The sequence below is a fragment of the Chloroflexota bacterium genome (assembly GCA_018648225.1).
GTDB lineage: Bacteria > Chloroflexota > Anaerolineae > Anaerolineales > UBA11858 > NIOZ-UU35.
The window spans coordinates 1-26,342 of the sequence record JABGRQ010000053.1; the positions used below are offsets into that span (position 1 = coordinate 1).

At 52.4% G+C, this 26,342-nt stretch carries 26 protein-coding genes; 13 read left to right on the forward strand and 13 right to left on the reverse strand.

Annotation, left to right across the window (positions count from 1 at the left end; translation table 11 throughout):
* Nucleotides 1-91: 91 nt before the first annotated feature.
* A complete protein-coding gene (locus HN413_03305) occupies nucleotides 92-625 on the reverse strand; it encodes a metalloregulator ArsR/SmtB family transcription factor (GenBank protein MBT3389414.1) in 534 nt (177 codons plus the stop codon).
* A gap of 456 nt (nucleotides 626-1,081) precedes the next feature.
* Here HN413_03305 and HN413_03310 point away from each other — a divergent pair, with 456 nt between their 5' ends.
* Nucleotides 1,082-1,264: a hypothetical protein gene (locus tag HN413_03310; protein MBT3389415.1), complete on the forward strand. Its 183-nt coding sequence runs from the start codon at nucleotides 1,082-1,084 to the stop codon at nucleotides 1,262-1,264.
* Nucleotides 1,251-2,495 (forward strand): ribosome small subunit-dependent GTPase A, encoded by a 1,245-nt coding sequence (rsgA, locus tag HN413_03315; GenBank protein MBT3389416.1) that lies wholly within the window; start codon nucleotides 1,251-1,253, stop codon nucleotides 2,493-2,495. Before HN413_03310 ends, rsgA begins: the two co-directional genes overlap by 14 nt.
* A 63-nt stretch (nucleotides 2,496-2,558) precedes the next feature.
* Here rsgA and HN413_03320 read toward each other — a convergent pair whose 3' ends face one another.
* From HN413_03320 to hpt, 3 genes are all read right to left on the reverse strand, one after another.
* On the reverse strand, nucleotides 2,559-2,714 hold the full coding sequence (locus HN413_03320) for a hypothetical protein (GenBank protein MBT3389417.1): 156 nt from the start codon (nucleotides 2,712-2,714) through the stop codon (nucleotides 2,559-2,561).
* Nucleotides 2,715-2,725: 11 nt separating this feature from the next.
* Nucleotides 2,726-3,823: a winged helix-turn-helix transcriptional regulator gene (locus HN413_03325; protein ID MBT3389418.1), complete on the reverse strand. Its 1,098-nt coding sequence runs from the start codon at nucleotides 3,821-3,823 to the stop codon at nucleotides 2,726-2,728.
* Between the two features lie 173 nt (nucleotides 3,824-3,996).
* Entirely contained in the window at nucleotides 3,997-4,542 is a 546-nt protein-coding gene (hpt, locus tag HN413_03330; GenBank protein MBT3389419.1) for a hypoxanthine phosphoribosyltransferase, read from the reverse strand.
* A gap of 248 nt (nucleotides 4,543-4,790) precedes the next feature.
* Between hpt and HN413_03335 the strand changes: the two genes are divergently transcribed.
* Nucleotides 4,791-6,512 (forward strand): VWA domain-containing protein, encoded by a 1,722-nt coding sequence (locus tag HN413_03335; GenBank protein MBT3389420.1) that lies wholly within the window; start codon nucleotides 4,791-4,793, stop codon nucleotides 6,510-6,512.
* 111 nt (nucleotides 6,513-6,623) lie between these two features.
* The gene (locus HN413_03340; GenBank protein ID MBT3389421.1) at nucleotides 6,624-6,815 is read left to right on the forward strand and encodes a hypothetical protein; all 192 of its coding nucleotides are present in this window, start codon (nucleotides 6,624-6,626) and stop codon (nucleotides 6,813-6,815) included.
* A 99-nt stretch (nucleotides 6,816-6,914) separates the two neighbouring features.
* Here HN413_03340 and HN413_03345 read toward each other — a convergent pair whose 3' ends face one another.
* Nucleotides 6,915-8,765, reverse strand: coding sequence for a DUF885 domain-containing protein (locus HN413_03345; GenBank protein MBT3389422.1), 1,851 nt, complete (start codon nucleotides 8,763-8,765; stop codon nucleotides 6,915-6,917).
* A 238-nt stretch (nucleotides 8,766-9,003) separates the two neighbouring features.
* Between HN413_03345 and HN413_03350 the strand changes: the two genes are divergently transcribed.
* Complete coding sequence (locus HN413_03350) at nucleotides 9,004-9,978, forward strand: hypothetical protein (protein MBT3389423.1); 975 nt, start codon at nucleotides 9,004-9,006, stop codon at nucleotides 9,976-9,978.
* A 151-nt stretch (nucleotides 9,979-10,129) separates the two neighbouring features.
* On the opposite strand, the gene HN413_03355 is transcribed toward HN413_03350, so the two are convergent.
* The 7 genes from HN413_03355 to HN413_03385 form a co-directional block, all read right to left on the reverse strand.
* Nucleotides 10,130-11,929, reverse strand: a complete 1,800-nt coding sequence (locus HN413_03355) for a hypothetical protein (GenBank protein ID MBT3389424.1) — start codon at nucleotides 11,927-11,929, stop codon at nucleotides 10,130-10,132.
* Between the two features lie 155 nt (nucleotides 11,930-12,084).
* On the reverse strand, nucleotides 12,085-12,435 hold the full coding sequence (locus HN413_03360) for a carboxymuconolactone decarboxylase family protein (GenBank protein ID MBT3389425.1): 351 nt from the start codon (nucleotides 12,433-12,435) through the stop codon (nucleotides 12,085-12,087).
* 77 nt (nucleotides 12,436-12,512) lie between these two features.
* Complete coding sequence (locus HN413_03365; GenBank protein ID MBT3389426.1) at nucleotides 12,513-12,707, reverse strand: PspC domain-containing protein; 195 nt, start codon at nucleotides 12,705-12,707, stop codon at nucleotides 12,513-12,515.
* Between the two features lie 31 nt (nucleotides 12,708-12,738).
* Nucleotides 12,739-14,079, reverse strand: a complete 1,341-nt coding sequence (locus HN413_03370; GenBank protein ID MBT3389427.1) for a polymer-forming cytoskeletal protein — start codon at nucleotides 14,077-14,079, stop codon at nucleotides 12,739-12,741.
* A gap of 82 nt (nucleotides 14,080-14,161) precedes the next feature.
* Entirely contained in the window at nucleotides 14,162-14,650 is a 489-nt protein-coding gene (locus tag HN413_03375) for a hypothetical protein (protein MBT3389428.1), read from the reverse strand.
* Nucleotides 14,640-15,119: an MOSC domain-containing protein gene (locus tag HN413_03380; GenBank protein MBT3389429.1), complete on the reverse strand. Its 480-nt coding sequence runs from the start codon at nucleotides 15,117-15,119 to the stop codon at nucleotides 14,640-14,642. Before HN413_03380 ends, HN413_03375 begins: the two co-directional genes overlap by 11 nt.
* Nucleotides 15,120-15,619: 500 nt before the next feature.
* Nucleotides 15,620-16,552, reverse strand: a complete 933-nt coding sequence (locus tag HN413_03385; GenBank protein ID MBT3389430.1) for an LLM class F420-dependent oxidoreductase — start codon at nucleotides 16,550-16,552, stop codon at nucleotides 15,620-15,622.
* 88 nt (nucleotides 16,553-16,640) lie between these two features.
* Here HN413_03385 and HN413_03390 point away from each other — a divergent pair, with 88 nt between their 5' ends.
* The 5 genes from HN413_03390 (at nucleotide 16,641) to HN413_03410 (ending at nucleotide 23,186) form a co-directional block, all read left to right on the forward strand.
* The gene (locus HN413_03390) at nucleotides 16,641-17,483 is read left to right on the forward strand and encodes a sulfurtransferase (protein ID MBT3389431.1); all 843 of its coding nucleotides are present in this window, start codon (nucleotides 16,641-16,643) and stop codon (nucleotides 17,481-17,483) included.
* A gap of 144 nt (nucleotides 17,484-17,627) precedes the next feature.
* Nucleotides 17,628-18,650, forward strand: coding sequence for a type I glyceraldehyde-3-phosphate dehydrogenase (gap, locus tag HN413_03395; GenBank protein MBT3389432.1), 1,023 nt, complete (start codon nucleotides 17,628-17,630; stop codon nucleotides 18,648-18,650).
* Between the two features lie 99 nt (nucleotides 18,651-18,749).
* Nucleotides 18,750-19,922: a phosphoglycerate kinase gene (locus tag HN413_03400; GenBank protein ID MBT3389433.1), complete on the forward strand. Its 1,173-nt coding sequence runs from the start codon at nucleotides 18,750-18,752 to the stop codon at nucleotides 19,920-19,922.
* Between the two features lie 109 nt (nucleotides 19,923-20,031).
* Nucleotides 20,032-22,416 (forward strand): serine/threonine protein kinase, encoded by a 2,385-nt coding sequence (locus HN413_03405; protein MBT3389434.1) that lies wholly within the window; start codon nucleotides 20,032-20,034, stop codon nucleotides 22,414-22,416.
* An 8-nt stretch (nucleotides 22,417-22,424) separates the two neighbouring features.
* Nucleotides 22,425-23,186 carry a triose-phosphate isomerase gene (locus HN413_03410; protein MBT3389435.1) on the forward strand — a complete coding sequence of 254 codons (762 nt, stop codon included), beginning with the start codon at nucleotides 22,425-22,427 and terminating at the stop codon, nucleotides 23,184-23,186.
* A gap of 55 nt (nucleotides 23,187-23,241) precedes the next feature.
* Here the strand turns inward: HN413_03410 and upp are convergent, their stop codons facing one another.
* On the reverse strand, nucleotides 23,242-23,868 hold the full coding sequence (gene upp / locus HN413_03415) for a uracil phosphoribosyltransferase (protein MBT3389436.1): 627 nt from the start codon (nucleotides 23,866-23,868) through the stop codon (nucleotides 23,242-23,244).
* Nucleotides 23,869-24,009: 141 nt separating this feature from the next.
* Between upp and ruvB the strand changes: the two genes are divergently transcribed.
* The 3 genes from ruvB to HN413_03430 all read left to right on the forward strand — a co-directional run.
* On the forward strand, nucleotides 24,010-25,038 hold the full coding sequence (gene ruvB, locus HN413_03420) for a Holliday junction branch migration DNA helicase RuvB (protein MBT3389437.1): 1,029 nt from the start codon (nucleotides 24,010-24,012) through the stop codon (nucleotides 25,036-25,038).
* Nucleotides 25,035-26,057 (forward strand): tRNA preQ1(34) S-adenosylmethionine ribosyltransferase-isomerase QueA, encoded by a 1,023-nt coding sequence (gene queA, locus HN413_03425; GenBank protein ID MBT3389438.1) that lies wholly within the window; start codon nucleotides 25,035-25,037, stop codon nucleotides 26,055-26,057. Before ruvB ends, queA begins: the two co-directional genes overlap by 4 nt.
* A gap of 103 nt (nucleotides 26,058-26,160) precedes the next feature.
* A partial coding sequence (locus HN413_03430; GenBank protein MBT3389439.1) for a hypothetical protein occupies nucleotides 26,161-26,342 on the forward strand: 182 nt, incomplete at its 3' end.

A 26,342-nucleotide genomic window follows, 5' to 3' on the forward strand; every position in this document is an offset into this window, starting at 1 on the left:
CCCATCGGGCTATTTATGTTGTCAAAGTACTTGCCTCTCCGACAAACTGCTAGGGAATAAAAAAAGGTGGTTGCACGAAGCAGCCACCTTTTTATTTTAATTCTGGCATTTGCCAGGGAATGCGCCAGTAAAGACCCCCACCGCCTTCGCGAGCCATTAATTTATTGCTGATAAAAGCGCGCCTCAGCGATGCTGTATCAGGGTGATGCTGTTTGATAATCTCATTGACTTCCCTTTCAGTATAGCGTTTATCCTTATCAAAATAATTGATTAGCCATTTGAGTACGACCAGGCGCTTTTTATACCCATAGGGGATTTCAAGAATTTGCTCAGCATCTACATACGTCTCCAGTACCTTTTTCTGCCAGGTGTCATACTCTACATCTCCGGCCAGATGCACAACCTTTTCTTTGCTCAACGAAGAAAAAACATCTTTGGATAGGGTGTTCAGATGATCGACATCCAGGCGATAGAGATGATCGTTGCCATCTTTACGCATCGCGACCACCCCCAAATTTTTCAGTGATTGCAGATGGTGCGATACAGTCGGCGCTTTGATCGACAGCAGAGTAGCGAGCTCATCAACGCTGCATTCGCGTTGCGCCAGCAACCCTAAAATCTTGATTTGAAATTACCTTGACCTGCCCCTGTATTCTGTTATCATTGTGGCGGTTGTTGAACAGCCAAAATTTTCTTAAAGGAGGCGTATTCTCATGGCTCAAGTTTATATGGCGAAATCCCTTGTTCGAGAAGTGCGCCTCGCGCCCAACTGCTGAACGATTTCAGCGTATTATAAATTCTGTTGGCCGCGGGTGTCTAACCTGCGGCTTTTTTGTTGCCAAAGAGTGCTATCCATTCGCTCTTTGACCCGACCCTAACGGCTGCGGCGCACTTATGCTCCGTGGCTGTTTTCATTCGCGCCGCAGCGCGCCTGTTTCTACGGCCAACGGATTAGATCCGTGGCCGTTTTTGAGTCAAAGGGCGTAATCCATGCGCCTATTTGACCATATCAGCGCAAGAGCGTTGATGCCAAAGGGTGTAATCCATACGCCTCATACCCTGCCTTGAAAGGAGGTGGATAATGAATACCATCGAAATCTATATTGATACCTGCGAAGAAATTCGTGCGTCCATCTCTATTTTACGGGCGCGCCATCTCTGGTGGATACAAATTCGTCAACACATTCAAATTGCTATGTATGCCTGGGTCGTCTCGGCTGAAGATCGGCACGGGCAAATGATGAAATACTATGATGGACGATAAACTTGAACAAGTAGACCGACAGCTCAAATCAATGCAAAAACATATTCGCAAGCAAGAACTTCGCCAAGCTCGCCGCAAAACAGATGCGCCAACTTCGAAGAAGAAACCTCGACACAAAGATTGGCTGGATGACGATTGGGAAGATGAATATAACCTGGATGAGCGCATCATGCCGCGCGGCGAAGACGAACGACGCAAACAGGTAGCGCGCCTGGCATCTAGCAAGGCTAAGCGGACTCCCTCGGGGGTGGCGCCAGCCTCCGGTGTGGAAGAATCAACCCCGGAGCGCGCCGCGCATATCCCTGGCCTGGTTGTGGAGATCAACTCCGGGCTGTGTCGCGTCCACCTGGGTGGGGATTCGCCTCCGGGCAGCAAATCTATCTTATGCACGTTGCGTGGTAATCTGCGCCATAAAAAATCTGCGTATAGCCAAGTTGTTGCGGTAGGTGATCGCGTTTTGATAACGCGTGATGGTGAAGGTCGCGGTGTTGTGGAAGATGTGCTACCCCGGCAGAATGTGCTCGCGCGCCCTGATCCGATGAAGGGGAATGCCGTGCAGCAAATAGTGGTTGCCAATGTCGATCAGGTGATAATTGTGGCCTCCTGGCGCGAGCCGTATCTGTGGCCCGAATTGGTAGACCGCTATTTAATTGCCGCGCAGCGCAATGCACTTGAAGTCCTGATTGTGGTCAACAAGGTGGACTTGGTGGAAGCTGACCAGCGCGATGAATTTGAATCCATGCTGCAGGTTTACGAAAGCCTGAAGTGGCGGGTAGTTCAAACCAGCACGCTGACCGGCGCAGGTTTGGACGCACTAAGCCAGCTTTTGACCGGAAAAATGACCGTGCTGGCGGGACTCTCTGGTGTAGGGAAATCGTCGCTGTTGATGGCGATCGCGCCGGAGCTTGACCTGCGCGTTGGCGCGGTGAGCCAGCAAGGGTTGTTCACCGGTCAGGGGCGGCACACGACGACGCAATCGAGCTTGTGGTACCTGGATGCTGATACGGTAGTGATTGATACGCCGGGCATCCGCGATTTTGGCCTGGCGGGAGTTGGGCACGGCGAGTTGGCATCCTGGTATCCAGAAATGAATGCTCACGTGGGCAAATGCCGTTTCTCAGATTGCGTTCATCTCGACGAGCCGGATTGCGCGGTGAAGGCAGCCGTTGAGTGCGGTGAGATTGCTCAATTACGCTATGAGAATTATTGTGCTTTGCATGCGTGCCTGTAGCCCATAAAAAGAGCATGCGCCGGATTTTGGCGCACGCTCTTTTTATGGGGGAGTGGAAACTGCCTAGTCGATCAGCAGTTCAATGGTGAGTTCAGGCTGGCGATTGTCTGCCCTGTTGGCATTCGCTGTTGTGATGGCTTCGATAAGATGCACAGCTTCTGGCACGGAGATTTTTCCCTCATCCAGCAAATCCAGGACAAATAAACGATCTTTCGACATTTTTAATTCTCCTACGCTTGTAAGAAACCAGTCAGCGCTTTGGCGGTATTGGCAATGCGCTGATGATGGATACGGTAGTGTTTTACGCCTTCCAGACGGCGCTGGTGCAGGTATCCTGTGGCAAATAATTGTTGAATATGCCGCGATGTGGCCGATTGCGTGAGTTCGAGTTGGTTCTGGATGTCGCTGGCGTTGAGTTCGCCTTTTGTGTTGAGCAATTCAAGAATCTGCAATCGGGTTTCATTGGAAAGCGCTGAGAGGCGCATCAGCAATTCGGAGCGGGTGAGCGATGGTGATGAAACGCTGGCCCCTTCAGGGATGTGGGCACGCACAATCAGCCAGACAGTGTTTTCCGTTTTGTCGATGGTCATTAAATAGGGGCCAATGTGCATTGACGGGATGACGATAACATTTTCGACTGTGGCAATCCAGTGATCCCAAATTTGAGGCATTTGCTCGCGCCCGGTGATGCTGCGCAGCGCATCCTCTGTGGAGTTTACAAAAAGTTGAACTGACTGGAATGCCTGGATCGAATCTTCCAGCAAGGGGCGCGCGCGCTGCCACTCGTCCTGGTAAAACTCGTCCCACATCCATGTCAGATGGCTGACGAGTAGTTCCTTGAGGGCGTTTGGCTGCTGGTAGAGTTGGAACTCTTTTCTATGGGCATCACAGTCGCATTTTTTCTCCGGCGATTTGTGCGCGTAAAGTTCTTCATACAGTGCCAGGTAAATTTCTTCATCGGCAAGAATTGCCGCCGCCGTGGGGAGATCGTCCAGGGGGGTATCTGTGATCTGACAGCAGGCTTTGCGAAAATCTTCGATCATCCAGTCGCGCATTTCGATAGCGTTATAGCCTTCCAGGTGGGCGATCCAGTCTGAGAAACTTGCCCAGCTTGTGCCTCCCAAAAAGCGGGATGCCAGGGCAGCCGTTAGTTTGTTTGCTTCCAGTTGTTCATTTGTGAGTCTCCTTTTGGTTTTCGTAACCCACTCGCTTATTTCATCTTTATCTTCATTGAGCAGGAACAGACTGCATAATAGATTGTGCGCGGGTGCGGTTGCAAAGCTGAATGTAGCTGTTTTTTGTGGGGAAATCAATTCCAAATTCGCCATTATCTTGCTCCTGCTTCAGTTGTTATACCCGATAAATCGGGTGAGATGGTTGAATTTTAGCAGATGATGGGAACTTTGTCAAGTGATTTATGCGATTTACCCATAAAATCGGGTAAGGTGTGACAAAAAAGCAGGCATATTGTTTTTCAAAACAATATGCCCGCTTTTTGTTACTATTGATAGACTTCAGGTTTCAACTCGGCCACAAATGGCAGCGTGCGGTGTGTGTCGGCATAATCCAAACCATAGCCAACTACCCACACGTCCGGAATGTTGAAACCTAAATAATCAATCGGCACATCCAGGTTGTCGCGTTTTTTCTCCAGCAAAGCGCATGTTTTTAACGAGGCCGGTTGGCGTCCCTTGAGGGTATGATACAAATAGCTGAGCGTGTTGCCGCTGTCAACAATATCTTCAACGATGATGATATGCTCGTTGACGACCGGCTCGCGCACATCCAGCACCAACCGCACTGCGCCGCTCACCGCGCCCGATTTACCATAACTCGAAACCGCCATGAAATCTACAGTATGATTGATATTCAGCGCGCGCGCTAAATCGGCCAGGAAGATAAAAGCCCCTTTGAGGATGCCGATCAGCATAATCCGTTCGACATCGGCATAATCTTTTTCAATCTGAGCGGCCAGTTCTTTTACGCGTTTTTGAATTTCTTCCTCACTAATGATGACTTGAGCCAGGTCGGAGTGTAATGTGCTCATAGCTTTCTCCTCGATCAAAAAATTGCAATAGATTATTTTCGCCAATCGAATCATATCACATCATCACCTGAGCCTGTTGAAAAAAATTAGAGAAATCATCTGCGCACAGACCACCGCGCGAAATCAAAAAACCTGCTTATTCTGGTGTGCGCTCTTGGGGACATTTCAAGTCAAAACCCATAAACTCGTTAGAAATTATGCTAGAATAATTTTGACGGCTAAATCTCAATTCTTCGGGGAGGCTCCAGATGAAAGGTAAGCGCTGGTTCGTACTGCTATTAGTGGGGTTATTCTTCGTGGGGGTGAGTTTCTTTCCCGTTCATGCTCAGGAAATTCCCGAAGAGCCTGATGACGTGATTCAGGTTATTCTGGTGCTGGATGTCTCCAGCAGCATGGAAGAACCGATTCTCACCGACGATCTGCCAGACGAATTATTTGCACTATACGATCAACTCGATGCCGCGCATGAAAACGATGAACTTCTCCAAATTCAGCAAGCCATTGACGATATTCTCGTTGATCCCGAGATCGTAGATGCGCGCGCTGCCTATCTTGAAACCGTGGATGCCCTCGATGCGTGGTTTGCAGAAAATCAATATGCCCAAAACCAGGCGTTTATTATGCAGCAAGCGCGGCAAGCACTCCTTGATCTGGATTGCAACCCAATTTATGATCAACCCATTGCTACCGCGCTGACAATTGATGAGATTGACTACTGGATTGCGCAGGCGTGCAGTGGCGTGACGATTAACTACGAGAATCAGCAAGACCTTCGCGATTTGGTGCCTTATGTCGGTGAAACGGAGTATACATCGTTGCAAGAGAACAGCGACGCGGCCTATAAAATATATTTTGACGCCCTCGAAACGCGTAACTATAATGCACTCATCGATCAGCGCGATGCAAAACGCCTGGATTTGAATATTGATGCGCTGGCTGCCGATGTAGATACGATGATTGCGGAATTGGGAATCCCTCGTAAGTTGGATCTAGCGAAATTGGCCGCCAAAACCCTGATTGATTTATCGCGTTTGGATAGTGCTGCGGGGCGGCGGGATTCAACCCTGGGGTTGGTACGTTTCTCAACCGACTCCGTACTGCTCCGGGGGTTGACCGCGGACCATGATATTGTAGAGCGCAAAATTGACGCCCTCGAATCGCTTGAGATGACCAATATCTACGATGGGCTCGACGAAACCCTGCGTGAATTGGAGCGTAATGCCGACCCCGATAAGCCAATTGTGATTCTATTGCTCAGCGATGGGCATATTACCGTTGGCCCCGGCCCCGACGAAGTCATTCGCGATATTCCGCCGCGCGCCAACGCGATGGATGCTGTGATTTGCACCGTGGGCATTGGCCCCACAGAAGCGCATGTCGATTATGAATTGCTGGCATCATTAGCGTACGAAACTGAAGGCGAATATCTCTTTGCCAAAAGTGGTGATGAACTGGTCAACTTCTTTGTGGCCTGCCGTCAAGGGATGGTAGGCGAAATTGCCCAGATGATTGGTTATATCGGGGCTAATGCATCCGAGGCGGTAGAACCCCAAACGGTTCCGGAGAACACCTGCGAGTTCAGTTTGGCGCTCAACTCGACTTCCGGAATACCCATTTTGGAGATTCTTGATCCGGATGGAAATCGGATTGATGATGCCTACGGTAATTTTTCCTTCCAGAGCGGCGATAATCTAAAACTATATACTGTACTCCATCCCGCGGCAGGCGAGTGGAATATTGCGGTGACCAGTGACGCGAGTGTTGATGAAGAAACCTTCTTTAGCATCGTAGTGACGACTAATCAATGTGCGCAAACACCCGCGCCGGTATTTTCGCCCACCCCTTATTTGACACAAACCCCGCTTCCCGGCCCTAGCTTTGTTGAGCAGGCCGCGCCGGTTCTGCCGTTGGTAATTTTGGTGTTGGTAGTAATGGGAATCTTTATTGTGATAACCTTGCGGCGTAAATAATATTGACGGGGGTTCGCTGCATTAGAAAAAATGTGCGGGAATTCATCGCATCCCCACACATTTTCTTTTCGGGTATACTTGGTCATCTTAAAATTTCAGGAGATGATATCTATGACCTCAAACGAACCCCGTTGTATCCAATGTGACCGCACAGATGCGGAAGTTCCTTTAATTGCTCTGCGTTCTCAAGGCGTGGAGACCTGGATTTGCCCGCAGCACTTGCCGCTCTTGATTCACAAGCCACAGACTTTGGTAGGCAAGATGCCCGGCGCTGAAAACCTGAGCGCAGGGGATCACGACTAATCAATTATATGCCACCGGGACAACCGGCAGCCTGTTCGAAAATGAGTGACCCCCACCCCTGGCCCCTCTCCCGATACGGGAGAGGGGTATTTTTTTGCGTTATTTACTTTCAATATATTCATAGACAAGCTCTTGTAAAATATCCAGGGGTACCGCGCCATTGCTCAATACCAGATTGTGAAAATCCTTGAGATCGTATTGCTGCCCAAGCTGTTCTTCGGTCATTTGGCGCAGTTTTAAAATCTCGCTCATGCCGATTTTGTAGGCCAGGGCCTGCCCCGGCCAGGCGATATAGCGGCTGATCTCGAAATTGACCATACCCGCATCAAGGCCAGTATTTTCGGTCATGAAGGCGGCGGCTTTGTCAAAAGTCCATTGTTTGGCATGGATGCCAGTATCCACTACCAGGCGGGCGGCGCGGAAGGCTTCGTATTGCAAGCGGCCTAAATCGCCATAGGGATCATCCTCGTAAACACCCAATTCCCACATCAAACGCTCGGCGTATAACGCCCAGCCCTCAACATAGGCGGTGAAGTGGCTGCCGCGGCGGAAGGAAGGCAGGTCAAGCTCCAGGGCCAGGGCTACCTGGGTGTGGTGTCCGGGCACAGCTTCGTGATAGGCCAGTGTCGGCATACCGAAATATTCTTCGCTGCCACCGACGGCGGCGTAGAACGCTCCAGGGCGTGAGCCATCTACGGCGGGGGAGACGTAGTAGCCGCCTGTGGGGCCGGGGATGACGATGACATCGGCGGAGGGTTGCATATCGAAGACCGGGGCGACAGTGGTTTTGGCTTGCTCGATGATTTCTTCGTACTTGGCAACAATCTCCGAGCCGGTCAGCGTGCCGCCGTTCTGGGCTATTCGGCGGTAGAGTTGGGGCAGACTCTCATCGGAGGGATAGTCAAGTTCACCGAAGATAGTGCGCATTTCGGCGTGGATACGCTCCAAATCACTCAGGCCAAGCTGATGAATCTCGTCGGGGGTTAGCTCAGTAGTGGTGTGATGGCGCACGGTGTAGGCGTAGTAAGCCTCCCCATTGGGGTGCTGCCAGACTCCATCGTCTGTGGGGGCCACGGATTGCAGTTCGCTCAAATACGCAGATAAATCTTTGAAGGCTGGAATCACTTGAAGGCGCGTAACCTCCTCCGCCTGCGCGAGCAGCGCCTGCTTTTCGTCCGCGGAAATCTCGGAGATGGCATCCAGCTTTTCGGCAAAATTCCGATAAAATACGGTTAATTCTGGCATGGAGCGGGCAGTGTCGTCCACGCTGCCCATGCTCCATTGGTAAAGAAATTTGGGGGCGATGATCCCGGCTTCGCGGCGCAAACGCAGGCCCTCGATGAGCTGATTGATTTTCGTTTCGACCTGGGCAAGGCGGGCGAGGTAATTGTGGGATTCTGCGAGATTGCGCACGGGTTGGATTTCGGTGAAGAAGTGGTAGAGCAGGAATGGCTGGCCGATGATGAAGTGCGTGACGGGGTAGTCGTGGTACATGAACTCATGGCCGCGCACGCGGTCATCGAGATACCAGAAGTAGGTGTCATAAGATAGTTGTTGATCGGGGGCCAAGGTGGTGCGCTCGTAGGTTTGCAGTTGCGCCAGGATTTCGCTTTCAAGATGTTGGGTTTGGCGAATGTAGGCGTCGGAAATGTCGGTGAGCTGGTCGCCGGGCAGGTTGAAGGCCGCGTCGAGGCCGAGTTCTGTGACCAGCTCGGGATCGCGTTGGAGCAGTCGCAGGTAGGATTCTTCGAGAAAGACATCGAAGGGCAAGTCTTCCAACCCGGCACTGAGGGATGGAGCAGATTCTTCACTGGGTGGTTTGGCCGCGTTGTCAGGGGCCACAGGCGCGGTGATTTCAGCAGTTGCGGTTGTTGTGGTGCAACTACCGCTGCTTAGGCTGAGTAATACGAGACATAGGAGCCAAACGAAGATTCGGAGAGGTGTTTTCATTATTTGGTCCTTTCTTGACGAGTATATATTCCACGTTTCTGGCAGCCATTTACTTGAATCTCTGGGAATCTCCGCGGTAGTTATCCACATTAGGGGAGGTTTCTCACGGCAGTTCCCAAAAAGCCATAAATTTTTAAGTATTCAATTTTATAGCATCAAGATTGTCATGCTATAATTTTCACAATGGGGCAATCATCGATGTGAAGAAGCAACCCAATTTATTTGAGGAGGTACTGTTATGAAGAAAAAATGGATTTTCATCGCTGTTTTTGTTGCGGCCATCATGATCCTGTATGCCAGTAATGTGGAGTCTACATTCGCTGCAGACAATCTGGCGACTTATGGAACTATCGAGCTCATGAATACTACCAAAGTGACACCATTTGATCGTGTTCAGTGGCTCAGTTATGATCCCGACGATATAAATTATGCCCGGTGGTCAATGATGTGCAGCAATCTTCAACCTGGCAAATCATGTAGAACAGATCTTCTCCCTGGAAACTATATTGTACGTACCGAAATCGAAGGGAGAACTGGCCAGGTATTTACCGATGTCAAGGTGACCGCGGGACAAGTTACTCGTCTTTACACAGATGTAGTTTGGTATTACCAGGCGATTCGAGTTTTCAATAATAGCAATGAGGATATTGAACATCTTTATGCCCAAGAGGGAAATTGGGTCAGTGAAGCAGTTTCGCTGAAAGAAGAGATGTTTAGAGGAACCAGGAAACTAAACAGTATTGGCCCCGGCGAGTGGGGTGAAATCACCGTCAATCGTTCATTCCCGACACACCACATCCTCATTCGGGGCGAACATAATGAAGAATGGTTTTATAATGTCCCTGCCAATGGGGTGATATTTTGGTATGGGAATGGCGGTGATGTTTATTACCATGCACTTTACCTCAGTTTTATAAATGGTCCCGCTGCCGTCTATGCCGAACTATATGATGGCGAGTTCGTTGAACTTCAATTACAGCCATTAAGCGATGGGGCAACCTGGGCCTATTTGCCGAATGAATACCACCGTAACTGGAATATTGCGATTCTGGATACATATTGTGGCGGCCTCGATATTGGATCAGCATATTGCAGCGTGAGCTGGGAAACCGTAATGAAGCAACCTTTTGTAATTGACGCTTGCAATTACGACAACCCTTGCAATGGCGCTCCGGGATTGCCGTTCCCGTATGATGCATTCCCGATTCCCTGATGCCGATATAAATTGTATGAGAGAAATGTCCCCGGATGATGTGATCGCCGGGGGCATTTCATTTCAAAAACATTAATGTCTTCGTAGCTGCGCTCGCGGCTGGCGCGCCGTTCCCCGAGGCAGGTTTGCTCCGGGGCTGAGGCGCATCCTATCAGGGCATGGGGTGGGCTGCGAAAAATTCCCAGATCAGATCATTGACCGTCGTGGGATCGAAAACATCTCCGCCGAAAGTGGTTGTTGGCCAGTTGTGGCCTTCCATTGCCAGCGAGTAAAGTACCACATCTGCGTTATCGTCGCACTCGCGCCAGGTGTCGGTTGTGATCACTCCACCGCTGGTCAGATGCTCTGGCTCTGCCGAGCATTGATTGTTTTTTGCCCATCCTGCCGCCCAAACCGGCACAGTGGGCAGGTTGACGAATTCTTCATAGTCGGTGCCTTCGTAGGGGATGATGGTATCGCGCTGACCGTGGAAGGCGATCACCGCCACCGGGCGGTTGGGGGCACAATCTTCCCAATAATAGTAGCCTCCCGCCACCGGAGCGATGGCGGCAATCTGGTCAGCCAGATCGCAGGCCAGACGGTTTGCCATCCCACCACCGTTGGAAAGGCCCGTAGCATAGACGCGCGCCGGGTCGATATTAAGTTCTGAAGAGAGATGGGCTATTAAGTCGCGTGTGAATTGAACATCATCGACCCCGCTGACTGATTCGGGAAAATCTTCCCAAGTGGCGGGGTTACCGGTGGCCTGGGGATAGACAACGATGAAGCCGTATTTGTCGGCGGTGGCCGAAAAAAGACTTAAATCAGCCTGATCGAAGGCATTCGATGTGCGCCCGTGAAAATTAATGATGAGTGCTGCGGGGGTCGCGGGATCATAATCCGTGGGGACGTGCAGCCAAAATGTGCGTTCGTAGCCATCAGAATTGATGAGTTTGAAATAATCCCCTGGGGTGGCGTAACCGGAAACAGGCTCGGGTGTGGGTTCCAGCGTAGGGGGTATGATTGTGCCCGCGGCTTTGGGGTGCGTGGCGAAGAAATCCCAGATAACGTCGGTGGCGTTGATGGCTTGCGTAGTGCCGCCAGCATCGGCGACAAAATCGGAGCCGGGCCAGGTGTGCCCGGCGTTTTCGATGGCGTAGAGGGTCACATCCACATTGGGCAGGCAGCCCTCCCAGGTGTAGCGCGTGAGGTCTGCCTGCGTTGAATCTGCCGCGGGGGTAGCCTGGCACTCGTTGCGCTGCGCCCAGGCTCCCATCCAATCAAGCACGAGCGGATTGAATTGATTGCCATCGAAGGGGATGATCGAATCTGCCAGACCGTGAAAGGCAAGTACTGAAATCGGTTGTGCGGCTTCGCATTCGTAATACCCGACATGCCCGCCGGAAACTGGAGCAATGGCGGCAAAGACATCTGAGAAAGCGCAGGCCAAGCGATTTGCCATTGAAGCGCCGTTGGAAAATCCCGCGGCGTAGATGCGCGCGGGATCAATGCTCAATTCACTTTGCAGATAATCCAGCATAGCGACAAAAAAGGTAATATCCGCCGCGCCGATTGTGCCGGGGACCGCGCCCCACCAGGTGGGAGGGTCATCCTCGGCTTGCGGCGTGACAACGATGAAACCGGCTTCGTCGGCTTTGGCGTTGAATTGTGTCATTAATTGTTGGTGCTCGGCGGTATCTGTGCGCCCGTGGATGTTGAAGACCAGCGGCGCGGGTGTATCGGGTTGATATGCAGGGGGAATATGTAGAAAGAAAGTTCGTTCTGCACCGGCGATAATCATGAAAACCTGATAATCACCGGGGTGGTCATATTTGCCCAATACCGGGGTTTCGGTGGGCAGCGCGGTTGGGTTGGGTTCTCCTGGTTCAGCGCGGCAGCCCCACAGGGTCGCGAGCGAAATCGCCAATAAAAAGATGCTTATTAATTTTTGGTGTATGTTCTGTGTTTTCATAGGTTTATTCGTCAGTTGGTTTGGGATGAGATGCGAAGAATTCCCAAAGGAACCCAGTTTTACTTTGTTTTGCATAGCACCTCACAAAGTAGCCCACCCAGGTTGTGTCTGCTGGAGTGTTCTTGCTAAAAATACTCGGAGAGGCGCTGTGGAGTTCAGATTTGCTCTGCGCGTAGCAGGTCAATTGTTTCCACGGCATGGCGTAGATGGGGGATGACAATGCTGCCGCCGACAAGTAAAGCGACGTTTAGGGCATCGTAGAGTTCTTCATCGCTCCAGCCGATATTGACGCATTGCTCTAAATGGTAATCAATGCAATCGTTGCAGCGCAACACTGCCGATGCGACCAGCCCCAACAATTCTTTGGTCTTGGAGTCCAATGCTCCATCGCGATACGCAGCCGTATCAAGGTTGAAGAAGCGTTTGATACCGAGATGGTCAATTTCGAAGATGCGTTCGTTCATCTTTTGTCGGTAGGCGCGGAAGTCATCGAAGCGTGTGGTCATATTTCTCTCCTGGAAACTGTATATGCTTGTTGAAAAGAAAACCCCCGTGGAAGCGTTGCGTTTCCACGGGGGGGATTTTAGTCGGTTGGGATGACGATCCACAAGATCATATAGGGTAGCAATCCCGGAATACCGCCGGGTATCAGCGCGATCAGGAAGGCCAGCCGAAACCAAAAGGTACTGATCCCGAAGAATTCTCCCAATCCACCACATACTCCGGCAACCACACGGTCACGATGTGAGCGTCGCAACTTGGTTCTTGAAATAGACATTGGTTGAACTCCTATCGAATCGTCGGTGTGATTAGGCAACGGCTACGACTTCACCCGCACCTGCAGGTTTCTGCCACTCACGGAAGACCAGCCACATGGCGCCTAAACCGAGTAAGGTGACGATTACGCCGATAACCCAACCCAGCACAGGGATTGCCCGCAGCAGTACGTAGAGCACCACTCCCAACACCAGCGGCCAAATTTTGCTCTCAGCAGCTTGGGGAGCCAGTTTGGATAAAATCCATTTGCCGCCCCAGAAAGCCACTACCAGCTTGGAGCCGTAGCTTATTAGCAGGACAAAAATTGCCATTACCAAGCCCAGGGATGAGAAGCCCACCCCAAAGATAGAGCGCCCTAGCCCGCCGAGAGTCAGCACGCCGAAGAATATCGCCAGCGCCAGCACTAATCCGGCGGCAACAACTGCACCTGCATACCCCACGATGATGGTTACGAAACCCCATCCGGTGGAGGGTAACGGTTCGCTTTGAACTTTGGCGACAACTTTATTGAGCAGATCTGGCAGCAGCCACAGGATGAAACCACCCAGCACCAATAACGTGAAGAACTCGCGTGCGCGTTGCAGTAACCAACGGCCTACGTTAAATTGTGCGCTAACTTCAGGCGTATGACCGGGGGTTGTGTCGGGAACCGGGGTGCTGAAGACCACGCCGCCAGCAGGGTCCGTTTCGATAGTATTCCCCTGGTCAATCGGGCTGGTATAAGCGATCTGCCCGCCGATTTGAGCATCTTCAGAAATTCGCAATCCAGTGGGGAGCATGGCGGGTGCGCCTGGAGGCGTGAACGGCATATAGGGGGTTGGGCCTACATCCTGAGTTGGCCCTTCGACTTCAGCCTTGACATCACCGCCAACCGAGCCATTGATTTCCAGCGCGCCCGCGCCAGCATAGAGATCGCGGCCAATATCACCATTCACTACGGCCTGATAGCCGCCAACGGCAATATCCTGGCTGATACTTGCGCCTTCCTGAACATCCAGGGCGAAGCCGCCGAAAAATAGGTTGCGCCCAATCTCGGCGTTTGAGCCGATTTGGGTATAACTTGTGCCTGTATAAACACTGCCGCTGACTGCGCCATTAACGGTCACAGACTGCGCACCTGAAAACAGGCTGCCGTTGACGGTGCCATTGACGACCACCGTATTCCCAAAGGCGAACAGGTCGCCGTTGATGGTTCCGTCGACGACCACATTTTCTCCAAAGATAAACAGATCATCATCAACGACTTCTCCGGCCGGGAGATTGCCATCATCGATATTTTCAAAGGCATAGGCAGTGCTGGCAAAGCCAAGAGTGAGCGTGAAAACCATCACCAGCATCAGCAGCCAGCGTAGTTGTGCAGAATAAACTTTCATTGTTTGAACCTCCATTGATTTTTAATAGGTTGATTACTACACTTTCTAATACGTGAGACGCGCTGCAAAGTTGCAAATCACGCTAGTGCGTAACCTGTATTTCCCATTGGGAGAAAATTTCTTCCATTTGAGCGGTATGATCGTTTACATGGCTTTCGTAAGTATCCAGCCAATCATCCATCGTCATCATGCCGTTTTCTGGGTGATAATTTTCGTGTGCCCAAACCTCATCAGGTAAATCGCGAATCAACTCATAGCTGGCCTGTCGCAGCCAGCGAAAAAGCTCCAGGGAGGTATCTATATTCTGCCCGCCATACTTCAAGGCTTTCGCCCACTGATTTTCATTGTAAGCCATCAAGTCCTTACCCGGCTCAGCAATAAATCGTCGGCAGCGCACATAGCTGTTGGCTTCGCTATCTGTGATGTGGATGATGATCTCCCGAATTGTCCAGCGATCGGGTGTAGGACGATAATTCCAGGCTTCTTTGGGAATACGCGCCAATACAGCTTTGAGCGTATTATAGGCCTGACCGTAAGATGCGATCTTTTGCTGGCGAATATTATTTGTCATGGACTGGCTCCTTTAGTAGCGTGACCTTATCACCGACTTGGATTTCTCCGGATTGCAAAACGCGTGCATAGACTCGCGACCATCCGGGATGTGTTTTCTGATGAATGCGGTTGGAGTTATGATCATGGAAAAAAGGCCGGATGTGTGTACAAGGTGTGGTGTACGAGACAACCTCCAGGTGGGTAGCCTCCCCCAGGTGCAGCACCACCCCTGGGATGATCGCCGGCCAACTCAGCCCGGCGAGAGTCAGATTCTCTCCCAAAGCACCGGGAAACACCGGGTGTCCCTCTGCCTGCAATGCCAGGATCAATTCCAGCGAATACAAGCACACCGCTCGATCAGGGCCGCCATGATGTACCCGGTCATTTTGCCAGTCGCCACTTACCCCCTCTGTCAGTATTTTAGTTTTTGATACCCCCAGCTTTGGGACGCCTCCGCTGGAACGGTTGATCTGAAAAATGTGCGCCATCGCTTATCTGTCCTTGGATTAAATAAAAATGACACGCCTGGGCGTGCCACTATTTTAGATCATCTGGTTGTGGGCAGCCCTTCCATACAAAAACAGGCCAATACCTGTGCCACTGCCAAGACTTTGTCGCCACCGTTGCCGGTCGTTTTTCGGTCATTTGCTTTGTTTGGAAGGGAGAAACGAAGCCCGTGGCCGGACTTCGGAGGCACCCGCTGATCGATCCGATTTTTTCCCGACGGTTGTCGGGATTAGCGCTCCCTTCGCAGGGAGGAACCTCCACCTCGTAACCCTGATAATTCAGGGCTCAGTCGCTAGCTCTCCACATATTCAATTATAAACTGCGAAACTTTTATGATAATACCGCCGCAATGCTAACAAACCCAACTGCGCTTGTCAAGGATGCGCTGATGGATTAACTCGGTAATTGTACCTATGGCGGGTCGTGGTGAGTGTACTCGCTCTGACAGGATAGGTGTTGCGGCGGGGCTGATACGTTCAAATTACAATTGTGGCAATACGCCCCCCGCCAGTGATTCCAACCCGTCGAGATTATCCAGATCGAGCCATTGCAACATAACGCGCTGTAAACCGGCCTCAGCCAATTTGCCCAATTGCTCAACAACCTCATTGGCTGTGCCGACCATCAACCCGCGCTTGTGCAGCTCTTTGGGCGAGAGTTTGCCTTTGGTGCGCGTTTTGACTTTTTGCTTAACTTCAGCTTTATCTACGCCAAACTCACAACCCGTCATCATCGAGCGGCGCACTTCTTTGGGCTGGCGCCCTGTCGCGCTGAGCATTTCGTCGAGTTGGGCGCTAAGTTCCTGGAATTTTTCCACCGGCAGGTAAATTGAATTCCACTCGGTGGCGAAGCGCGCGACCAGAGGCAATGTGCGCTGCGAGCCGTTGCCGCCAATCAGAATGGATGGCCCGCCGGGTCGTTGCGGGCGCGGCAGCAATATCGCATCCTGAATTCGGTAAAATTGCCCGCGAAAACCGGAGGGTGTATCGCTGTGCAGCAAGCGCGTAATAATTTCCAAACCTTCTTCAAAGCGCTGGAAGCGTTGATGAATATCCAGCAAATCCCACCCATAGTTGGTGTGTTCTCTTTCTTGCCAACCCGCCCCCAGGCCCAGAATCAACCGCCCCCCGGAAAGATCATCCACCGCCGCGGCCATGCGCGCCGTCATCGTTGGGTCTCGAAACGAGAGCGGAGTCACCATCGGGCCAAATTCAATCCGTTGGGTATGGCTGGCGAGCCAGGTCAGGGATGTCCACAATTCCAACGATTCCTTATCTGGCGGATTGGCGTTGGTGTAGTGATCTGAGCGGTACAGGCCGGTATAGCCCAAATCTTCCACCGCTTGCGCCAGACGCTGCCAGCGCGGCCAGGTCAGTCCGTTTTGTCCTTCGATCATAATAGCAATTTCAATCATGGTACGCTCCTTTGGTTTTGCTTGTTCCTGCTTCATTATATCGAAACTATCGGGTTGAACGCTTAAAACTCCATGATAGAATTTCAGTATGTCGCATACAACCATAATTTCCCCTGCAACTCTGTTTGAGAATTTCCAGCATTCAGCCTGGGTGGTCGTGGATTGCCGCTTTTGGCTGGAGGATACCGAAAAAGGCCGTCGCGATTATCAGGCGGCGCATATCCCAGGGGCAGTCTATGCCCATCTGGATGAAGACCTTTCTTCTCCGGTGCAACCCGGCGTGACCGGGCGCCATCCTTTGCCCGATGTGGAGGCTTTGTCCCGAAAACTTGGCACCTGGGGGATTGGCTCTAGCGTGCAGGTTGTCGTTTATGATGACAATGGCGGGGCGATTGCTTCACGTTTATGGTGGCTCTTGCACTGGCTTGGTCATGAGCAAGTAGCTGTGCTCGATGGCGGCTTCCCGCGCTGGCAGGCTGAGAATTTGCCTGTGGATGCAGAACCCGCTTCACCAGCGCCGCGCACCTTTGAACCGCGTCCGCGTCCCGATTTGCTCGTCACTGCCGATGATTTGCTGGCAGAATTTGGCGATTCGGCCTATAAACTCGTGGATTCGCGTGCACCTGAGCGTTACCGTGGCGAGGAAGAACCACTCGATGCCGTTGCCGGGCATATCCCCGGCGCCGTTTTGCGGCCTTTTGGCGAAAATCTGGCTCCGGATGGCAGCTTTCGCCCCAAGACGATTCTGCGGGGATATTTTTATGCCTTACTGGACGATACCCCTGCCGCCCGCACGACCTTTTACTGTGGCTCAGGTGTGACCGCGGCGCATAATGTGCTGGCGATGGCTTATGCCGGGTTGGGGATGCCGCGCCTGTATGTCGGTTCCTGGAGCCACTGGATCACCGACCCCGAACGTCCAATTGCTTGAATTTCCGAGCTTTTATGGAACCGGTTCCCTAAAATAGTGATATAATTCACGGCTGAAAATTGGGGTTGGATGACACAAATACGCTATTCAAAGGTTCATCAAATTTATGAACCTGTAAAAAAGATTTGCTTTCTGGAGGATATTATGACAACAAAAATTGGTATAAATGGATTTGGTCGGATTGGGCGTCAGGTGCTGCGCGTAATTATGGAGCAGGAAAAAAGCGAACTGGAAATTGTCGCCATTAACGATCTGTTCCCAACGGAGACGAACGCGCATCTTCTCAAATATGACACGAACTACGGCATTTTTGATGGCGAAGTGGATGTCGTGGATGGCAATCTGGTTGTCGATGGCAAGACGATCAAGGTTTTTTCGGAGCGTGAGCCTGCCAACTTGCCCTGGGCTGACCTCGGTGTGGAAATCGTGATTGAAGCCACAGGCGTTTTTCGTGATACAGCCAAAGACCCCGGCCCTCAAACGCATATTGAAAAAGGCGGCGCCAAGAAGGTGATTATCTCAGCCCCGGCCAAAGGCGAAGACCTGACCGTTGTGCTGGGCGTCAACGATGACTGGTACAAACCTGGCGAACATCATGTTGTTTCGAATGCTTCATGCACCACCAACTGCCTGGCCCCCCCCATGAAGGTGATCAACGATGTCTTTGGTATCGAATCGGGCTTGATGACCACCATTCACGCCTACACCAACGATCAGCGCATTCTCGATCTGGCGCACAAAGACCTGCGCCGCGCCCGCGCTGCGGCAGCGAACATGATTCCCACGACTACCGGCGCAGCCAAGGCGATTGCGCTGGTAATCCCTGAACTCAAGGGCAAATTTGATGGTTACGCTATTCGCGTGCCAACCCCCACGGTTTCCATCGTTGATTCCGTAGTCCAACTTAAGAAATCGGCCACTGTAGAAGAAGTCAATGCCGCCTTGCAAGCTGCCTCCGAAGGCGCGCTCAAAGGCATTTTGGGCTTCGAGACCAAACCGCTGGTTTCGATGGATTTCAAAGGCGACAGTCGTTCATCCATCGTAGATGCTGCTCTGACCACCATGATGGGCGATAAATTCCTCAAAGTTGTCTCCTGGTACGACAACGAATGGGGCTACTCTTGCCGCACGGTTGATCTGGCGGTTATGATGGCACAATCGCTATAATCGCTTAGTGTTGTATAGTTCATTGTAGATTCACTAAAAATAGGGGTATTCCGGGCAAAGCCTTGAATACCCCTATTTTTAGAAAACTTGGAGACTGCGATGTTTGAAAAAAAAACACTCGGAGATTTTGATTTTTCTAACAAACGCGTTTTGGTGAGGGTTGATTTTAACGTTCCTTTGGATGCTGGCCGGGTTGCCGACGATACTCGTATTCGGGCCGCCCTGCCCACCCTGGAATATTTGCTCGATCAGGGGGCTTCACTGGTATTATGTTCGCACCTCGGACGCCCCAAAGGTGTTGATCCCCAATTTTCGCTGCGCCCGGTGGCCGAATATCTCGATACCCTGCTCGAAGCGCCGGTTAGCTTTGCCGAAGATTGCATTGGGCCGGTGGCTGAAGCTGCTGCGGCCTCCATGCAGGCCGGGCAGGTTTTGGTGCTCGAAAATACGCGCTTCCATGCGGGTGAAAAGAAAAATGACACCGAGGTGGCGCGCCAACTGGCTTCGCTGGCCGATGTTTTTGTCAACGATGCCTTTGGCACCGCCCACCGCGCCCACGCCTCCAATGTGGGTGTGGCCGATTACCTGCCCGCGATTGCCGGATTTTTGCTCGAAAAAGAGATTCAATACCTCGGCCAGGCGATTGCTGACCCAAAACGCCCTTTTGTTGCTATTTTGGGTGGGGCCAAAGTTAGCGACAAGATTGGTGTGATTCGCAATCTGCTCTCTAAGGCCGATAGCATTTTGATTGGCGGCGGCATGGCGAATACCTTCTTCAAGGCCGGAGGCTACCCGATGGGGGATTCACTCGTAGAAGAAGACGCGTTAGAAGTGGCGCGCGAATTGCTTGATTCGGCAGGCGGCAAATTGCGTTTGCCGGTAGATATGGTCATCGCCGATGCATTCGATGCCGAGGCCGCAAGCAAGACTTTGGGCGTGGGGCCGGTCCCCGATGGATGGCGTATCCTCGATGTTGGCCCTGAGACGATCAAAGGCTACGGCAAAGTGGTTGCCAACGCGGGTACCGTTGTCTGGAATGGCCCGATGGGTGTGTTTGAATTCCCTAAATTTGCACAAGGCACCTTTGCACTGGCAAAGGCCGTCGCGCAGAGCAACGCCCTGACCATCATTGGCGGCGGCGACTCAGTCGCCGCTATTAATCAATCGGGCTTGTCCGATCAGGTAACGCACGTTTCTACGGGCGGCGGCGCTTCGCTGCAAATGCTCGAAGGTGATGAACTCCCCGGCCTTGCCGCGCTGAATGACAAATAGGCAGGCAATCAACCGTTGTTTGAAAAGGAGTACAGGGTGTGCTACATACGCCCTGTACTCCTTTTCGTGTAAGGTATAATCGTGGCACTCGTGTCAGGAGAATATTGTTATGCCATTTGTTGTTGGTGAAAATATTGGCCCGTATCGCTTGCTCGAAAAATTGGGCCAGGGGGGTATGGCGACCGTTTACCGGGCTTATCATGCCCGTCTCGACCGTGATGTAGCCATAAAGGCGCTGCACCCGGCTTTTATGGAAGACCCCAATTTTTTGGCGCGCTTCGAGCGCGAAGCGCAGGTAGTCGCCCGACTTGAGCATCCCAACATCGTCCCCATTTATGATTTTGCTGAACACGAAGGTCGCCCTTATCTGGTGATGAAATTCATCGAGGGGGAAACGCTTAAAGCGCGGCTGAATCGCGCCAGCATCACTGATGCTGAACTTCTCGAAACGGTTGATGCAGTCGGCGGCGGCCTGGCTTATGCCCACGAGCAAGGCATTTTGCATCGCGATATCAAACCCTCCAATGTTTTGCTGGCCGCAGATGGCCGCATTTATCTGGCCGATTTTGGCCTGGCGCGCATTGCCCATGCGGGCGAATCCACGCTTTCGGGGGATATGATGCTCGGCACGCCCCAGTACATTTCGCCGGAACAGGCTATGGGCGTGAGCGAACTCGACAACGGCACCGATATTTACTCCTTTGGGGTGATGTTGTACGAGCTAATTGTTGGGCAGGTGCCTTTCAGTGCCGATACGCCCTTTTCCATTATCCACGACCATATTTATACGCCCCTGCCGTTGCCGCGCAACATTCGCCAGGAAATCCCTGAATCCCTTGAGCGCGTTTTATTGAAGGCATTAGCGAAGGAACGCGGCGACCGTTTTGACACCGTGGATGCGCTGCTGGAAGCCTTCCGCAAGGCGATTCAGAAAGTGGAGCCGGATTCGCTGGCGCGACCTCGGGCTGAGATCACCCAGGGGAGCGCGCCAACCCTCGCGCCGGAGCCTGTGCGAGCTGAATCAACCTCGGAGGCGGTAGCCACATCCGTGGAGGCCGCGCCAACCCCGCAGGAAGAAACGCCCATCCCGTCCGGGAAGGGAAAAAAGAAATTGCGGCGAAATTCACTGTGGCGCGCCATCATCATTGGCGTAGTGCTGATATTTTGCTGTCTGGTCGTTTTTGCAATTGCACAAAATCGCCAGCCGGAGTTCGCGCTCGATGCTGAACCGGCTGCCACGGAAATTGTGTTCACGGACCGCGTTGAAGAGATTTTAGCTCAGATTACTGACAACCCCGAAGAGCCATATACCTACCTCGAATTGGCCTCGGCATATCTTGAAATCAACGAGACAATCTCTGCCGAAGCTGCTGTGGATGATGCCCTGCTTTACGGCGCGGATGATTTTGAAGTATATCGCAAGGCTGCCGCGATTTTGGCACATAATGAAAGCTGGGTGAAAGCCACACAGGTGTATCTGGCAATGCGCCAGCAAAATCCGCAGTGGTTGGTGAATGAGATGGAGAACTTCCATCAGGCGGCGTATATGGCCGCTGCTCTTCCTGGCGCGGGGGAAAGCATACCGATTCCGGCGGTGGCACAGGTGGACCAGCCTTTTGAGCGCATCCTCAAGGCGCGCAATATTCTGTTTAACGATTCAGCCCTGGCCGCGCAGCCCTTTTTGGATGAAACGCTGCTGGAATTCCCCGATTATGCCGAAGCCAAGTTGCTGCAAATTGAGATTTATCAGATGGAGGGGAAGATTGATACAGCCATTCTTCTGATTGAAGATTTGCGCAACCAGATTAATACGCCCCCGTGGATACTGAACTTTATTGAAAAGCACTTTGAAAATATCTTGCTGTCGATGAATGACTCATTAGAGAGCGCCGAAGCCTTGACGCTGGCAGTAGAGCAATCGCCCGATGATCCCTGGCTGCGGCTGGAATTGGTCGATGCGCTGTTGCGCGAGCGTCAATTTGCCCTCGTCGAGGCGCAAATGCTGAAGGTGGGCGAACTGGCGGGTGAGGACCCTGAAATTTATTTGCACGCAGCCGAAATTCTGCAAGGACATGAACGCTATCTTTTTGCGGCCCGCTATTATATTCTGGCAATCCAGATGGGTGGCGAGGCGATGCGCGAGCGGGTTGCGGATCGACATACGCAGATGATCTATTTGGGATCGGTGGGCGTGGATGCGTTGCAAACCCTGCGTAGTTTTGAAACCGAAATTGACGCGCTGACCTTTGAGGTTGCCCGCATTCGCAATATTTTGCATCATGATAATGCTGAAGTGGCCGCGGTAAAAATGGTTGAGCTTAAAGCACAGTATCCGGACGCGCCGGAAGTGTTGCTGTTGGATGCTGAAATTTTGTATCTCATGGGAAATGAAGATGCCGCTTTGCAACAATGGCGCGATTTAATCAATCAAAAAGAAAACCCACTGTGGATACGCGAGCAGGCGCGGGTTTTCTTGCAGAAGTTTAATCAATGAGGTGTACGATGCGTAAAAAGTTTGTTGTTGGAAACTGGAAGATGAATAAAACGATTTCCGAAGCCCGCCAGTTAGTTGCCGAGTTACTGCCCCTGCTCGAACCTTTGCACAATATCGACCGGGCAGTTTGCCCGACCAGTTTGGCTTTGCCCGCGGTGGCTGAAATGCTGGCCGATTCTGAAATTGGCGTGGGCGCGCAGAATATGTATTGGGAAGAAAGCGGCGCGTTTACCGGCGAACTCGCGCCTGCGATGGTGGCCGAGATTTGTCAGTATGTCATTATTGGACATTCAGAGCGCCGCCAGTTTTTCGGCGAAACTGATGAAACGGTGAATCGCAAAGTTAAGGCAGCGCTGGCGCACGGCCTGACGCCGATTGTGTGCATTGGCGAATCGCTGGAAGAAAATCAGGCCGGGCAGACCACCACTGTGGTTTCCCGTCAGGTGCGTGGTGGTTTGGCTGATCTAAGCCCCGAAGATGGCGCCAAACTGGTTATTGCCTATGAGCCGATTTGGGCCATCGGCACCGGGTTGGCGGCTACCCCCGAAGATGCCAACGCCATTCATCGGGATGTAGTGCGCCCGGCGCTGGCTGAAATGTTTGGCGATGATGTAGCTCAGAGAATCCAGATTCAGTATGGCGGCTCGGTCAAGCCCGATAACGCGGCTGCTTTCTTTGCCCAATCAGATATTGATGGCGCGCTGGTTGGCGGCGCCAGCCTCAAGGCGGCTGCCTTTGAAGGCATCGCCAAAGCCGCCGCTGAGGCGTAGCCAACCGTATCAAAAAAGAGTCTGGCAGGTGTATCCTGCCAGACTCTTTTTTTAATCATCCTGTGCCGAATTGACGATCCCCAGCATCGCCCAGGCCGGGGACGATATAGCCATGCTCGTTGAGATGGTCGTCAATCGTGGCGATATGAATGGGCACGTCCGGGTGCGCAGCCTGGAGGGCGGCGATTCCCTCGGGGGCGGCCAGAATCCCCACAAATTTAATTTTATTGACTCCCCATTCTTTTAGCACATCCACTGTGGCGATGGCTGATCCGCCGGTGGCCAGCATTGGATCCAAAATTAAACATACCGAAACCGTGGGGGCAATCGGCAGTTTGTTGTAGTAGGCCACCGGTTTGAGTGTGCGCTCATCGCGATAAAGCCCAATATGCCAGACCTCGGCGCTGGGCATCAACTCCCAAATCCCTTCAACCATCCCCAGTCCAGCCCGCAGAATGGGAATCAGACCAATCGGTTCTTTAAGTTCATAGCCCTGGGTTTGTTCAAGGGGGGTTTGCACGGCGCGCGGGGCAACTTGCAGATCGGCAGTGGCTTCGTAGGCCAACAGCGCCGAAACCTCGCGCACCAACTCGCGAAATTTCTTGGAGAGTGTGCCTTGATCTCTCATGCGGGTAATTTTGTGGGCGACCAGAGGGTGTGTGGAAGCGTAAACATTGGACATACACTTAACTCCTTGCGTTTTGACAAAGATAGATGGCGGGAACCCGGGGATGGATGACCGGGATGGCTGGATTTTGACATCCGTCAGCGGTCATCCGTCTTCTGTTCCCTTATTTTACTGCCATATTGTATAATTGCCTGTATGACTGATAATGAAAACCGCGTCATTGACCCCGAACCGAAGCCCGGCGACCGTTTGGACTATGCTTTGCGCCCTACAGGGCTGGAAGAGTTAATTGGGCAGCCACTCATCAAGGAAAACTTGCGTATTCTAATCACGGCGGCCCGCCAGCGTAGTGAAGCCCTCGATCATGTGCTTTTCTACGGCCCGCCCGGATTGGGAAAAACCACCCTGGCACATATTTTGGCCAATGAAATGGGGGTTAATATCAAGGTGACGGCTGGCCCGGCGATTGAACGCGCTGGCGATTTGGCCGCCATTCTCACCAATTTGCGCGCCGGGGATATTCTCTTCATTGATGAAATTCACCGCCTGGGCCGAGTGGTGGAAGAAGTACTTTATCCGGCGATGGAAGATTACGCCCTCGATATTGTGATCGGCAAAGGCCCTTCGGCGCGTTCGGTTCGCCTGAAATTGCCGCGTTTTACAGTAGTGGGCGCCACCACACGGCTGGCGCTGGTTACAGCTCCGCTGCGGGCGCGCTTTGGCGCCACGTATCGCCTCGATTATTACCGGCTTCAGGATATGGAAGATATTATTATCCGCGCTGCTGATCAATTAAATGTGCCTGCTGAGGCGGCCGGGATTACTGCCATCGGGCAGCGCGCCCGCGGCACGCCGCGCGTGGCTTTGCGTCTGCTGCGCCGGGTGCGCGATTATGCCGAGGTGCGCGCCGATGGCACCATTACACAGCAAATCGCTATGCAGGCGCTCGATTTGCTCAATGTTGATGAACGCGGCCTCGATGAGATGGATCGGCGCGTATTGCGCGCCATTATTGAAAAATATGGCGGCGGCCCGGTCGGGCTTTCGACCATCGCTGCCTCGATCAGCGAGGAAGCCGATACGATTATGGATGTTGTTGAACCTTATCTGATGCAGTTGGGCTTGTTGGAGCGCACCTCGCAGGGACGCCTGGTAACCCCGGCGGCTTATGAACACCTCGGTTTACAGCCGCCGCGCTCGCATCAACAGCCGCAGCTTTTATGAAAACCAGCGATTTTGATTATGTTCTTCCTGAAAGCTGTATAGCGCAAACACCGGTGGAGCCGCGGGATCGTGCGCGTTTACTGGTATTCGACCGCACTGCAGATACGCTGGAGCACACCATCTTCCGTGATTTGGGCGGCTGGCTGCGCCCCGAAGATTTACTGGTCGTCAACCAGACGCGTGTGATTCCGGCGCGTTTGTTCGGGCGTAAAATCCCCACGGGCGGGCGCGTGGAATTGCTCCTGCTGCGCCGCCAGGAAGCGCAGGTTTGGGAGGCGCTCGGTGGCGGCAAGGGACTCACCCCCGGGAAGCGCGTGCAACTGGATGATGGTCCCCAGGCCGAAATTCTCGCCGATCTGGGCGGGGCGCGGCGTTTGGTGCGTTTTGACGAACCCGTAGGCCCGTATCTGGATGCGATTGGGCATGTGCCGCTGCCGCCGTATATCCATGAAAAATTGACTGACCCGGAACGTTATCAAACCGTGTATAACCAGGAGCCAGGCTCCGCGGCTGCGCCTACTGCCGGGTTGCATTTTACCCGCGAGTTGATGGAAGCGCTGCAAGCGCAAGGCGTAAAATTTGCTTCAGTTACCTTGCACGTTGGGCTGGATACATTTGCCCCGGTGCATGAAGCTGACCCGCGGGAACATCAGATCCATACGGAGTGGTGTAGAATCACCCCGGAGACAGTACAGGCCATTGAGTTGGCGCGCCACGCCGGAGGGCGTGTGATTGCCGTGGGAACCACCAGCGCACGCGTACTCGAATCGGCTGCGCGTCAGGCTCCAGATAAAACGGTGATCCAGCCCTTTGAAGGTCCCACGGATTTATTTATCTTACCGGGGTATACTTTCAGGGTAGTGGATGCCATGATTACAAATTTCCACCTGCCGCGTTCCACGCTGTTGATGATGATTAGTGCATTTGCAGGCCGTGAACGCACCCTGAATGCGTATGAGCTTGCCAAACATCAAAATTATCGATTTTATTCTTTTGGGGATGCGATGTTGATTTTATAAGTAGTTTATCAATATACTTGTTCTTGAATAAAAATGATTGCTCAGGCGTAAGCCTTTGCAATTTCCCCGCCGAAGGCGAGGGATGTTGAGCAATGGAAATGATATGTTGAACCCCAAACCCAAGCGTGATTATAGTGAGCTTTTCTGGAATATTCCAGTTGCGCTCTATCGCACGACGCCTCAGGGGAATTTGGTTGATGCGAATCCGGCGATGGTTGCATTGCTGGGCTATGATATTGGACTTTGTACAACCGAAACAAACACGGAAAAATCCGAGAGTGTGAT

Bases quoted from the DNA above. Each gene is read 5' to 3' on its own strand.
- HN413_03310 (MBT3389415.1), top strand. From the start codon at position 1,082: ATGAATACCATCGAAATCTATATTGATACCTGCGAAGAAATTCGTGCG.
- rsgA (MBT3389416.1), top strand. From the start codon at position 1,251: ATGATGGACGATAAACTTGAACAAGTAGACCGACAGCTCAAATCAATG.
- HN413_03320 (MBT3389417.1), bottom strand. From the start codon at position 2,714: ATGTCGAAAGATCGTTTATTTGTCCTGGATTTGCTGGATGAGGGAAAA.
- HN413_03325 (MBT3389418.1), bottom strand. From the start codon at position 3,823: ATGGCGAATTTGGAATTGATTTCCCCACAAAAAACAGCTACATTCAGC.
- hpt (MBT3389419.1), bottom strand. From the start codon at position 4,542: ATGAGCACATTACACTCCGACCTGGCTCAAGTCATCATTAGTGAGGAA.
- HN413_03335 (MBT3389420.1), top strand. From the start codon at position 4,791: ATGAAAGGTAAGCGCTGGTTCGTACTGCTATTAGTGGGGTTATTCTTC.
- HN413_03340 (MBT3389421.1), top strand. From the start codon at position 6,624: ATGACCTCAAACGAACCCCGTTGTATCCAATGTGACCGCACAGATGCG.
- HN413_03345 (MBT3389422.1), bottom strand. From the start codon at position 8,765: ATGAAAACACCTCTCCGAATCTTCGTTTGGCTCCTATGTCTCGTATTA.
- HN413_03350 (MBT3389423.1), top strand. From the start codon at position 9,004: ATGAAGAAAAAATGGATTTTCATCGCTGTTTTTGTTGCGGCCATCATG.
- HN413_03355 (MBT3389424.1), bottom strand. From the start codon at position 11,929: ATGAAAACACAGAACATACACCAAAAATTAATAAGCATCTTTTTATTG.
- HN413_03360 (MBT3389425.1), bottom strand. From the start codon at position 12,435: ATGACCACACGCTTCGATGACTTCCGCGCCTACCGACAAAAGATGAAC.
- HN413_03365 (MBT3389426.1), bottom strand. From the start codon at position 12,707: ATGTCTATTTCAAGAACCAAGTTGCGACGCTCACATCGTGACCGTGTG.
- HN413_03370 (MBT3389427.1), bottom strand. From the start codon at position 14,079: ATGAAAGTTTATTCTGCACAACTACGCTGGCTGCTGATGCTGGTGATG.
- HN413_03375 (MBT3389428.1), bottom strand. From the start codon at position 14,650: ATGACAAATAATATTCGCCAGCAAAAGATCGCATCTTACGGTCAGGCC.
- HN413_03380 (MBT3389429.1), bottom strand. From the start codon at position 15,119: ATGGCGCACATTTTTCAGATCAACCGTTCCAGCGGAGGCGTCCCAAAG.
- HN413_03385 (MBT3389430.1), bottom strand. From the start codon at position 16,552: ATGATTGAAATTGCTATTATGATCGAAGGACAAAACGGACTGACCTGG.
- HN413_03390 (MBT3389431.1), top strand. From the start codon at position 16,641: ATGTCGCATACAACCATAATTTCCCCTGCAACTCTGTTTGAGAATTTC.
- gap (MBT3389432.1), top strand. From the start codon at position 17,628: ATGACAACAAAAATTGGTATAAATGGATTTGGTCGGATTGGGCGTCAG.
- HN413_03400 (MBT3389433.1), top strand. From the start codon at position 18,750: ATGTTTGAAAAAAAAACACTCGGAGATTTTGATTTTTCTAACAAACGC.
- HN413_03405 (MBT3389434.1), top strand. From the start codon at position 20,032: ATGCCATTTGTTGTTGGTGAAAATATTGGCCCGTATCGCTTGCTCGAA.
- HN413_03410 (MBT3389435.1), top strand. From the start codon at position 22,425: ATGCGTAAAAAGTTTGTTGTTGGAAACTGGAAGATGAATAAAACGATT.
- upp (MBT3389436.1), bottom strand. From the start codon at position 23,868: ATGTCCAATGTTTACGCTTCCACACACCCTCTGGTCGCCCACAAAATT.
- ruvB (MBT3389437.1), top strand. From the start codon at position 24,010: ATGACTGATAATGAAAACCGCGTCATTGACCCCGAACCGAAGCCCGGC.
- queA (MBT3389438.1), top strand. From the start codon at position 25,035: ATGAAAACCAGCGATTTTGATTATGTTCTTCCTGAAAGCTGTATAGCG.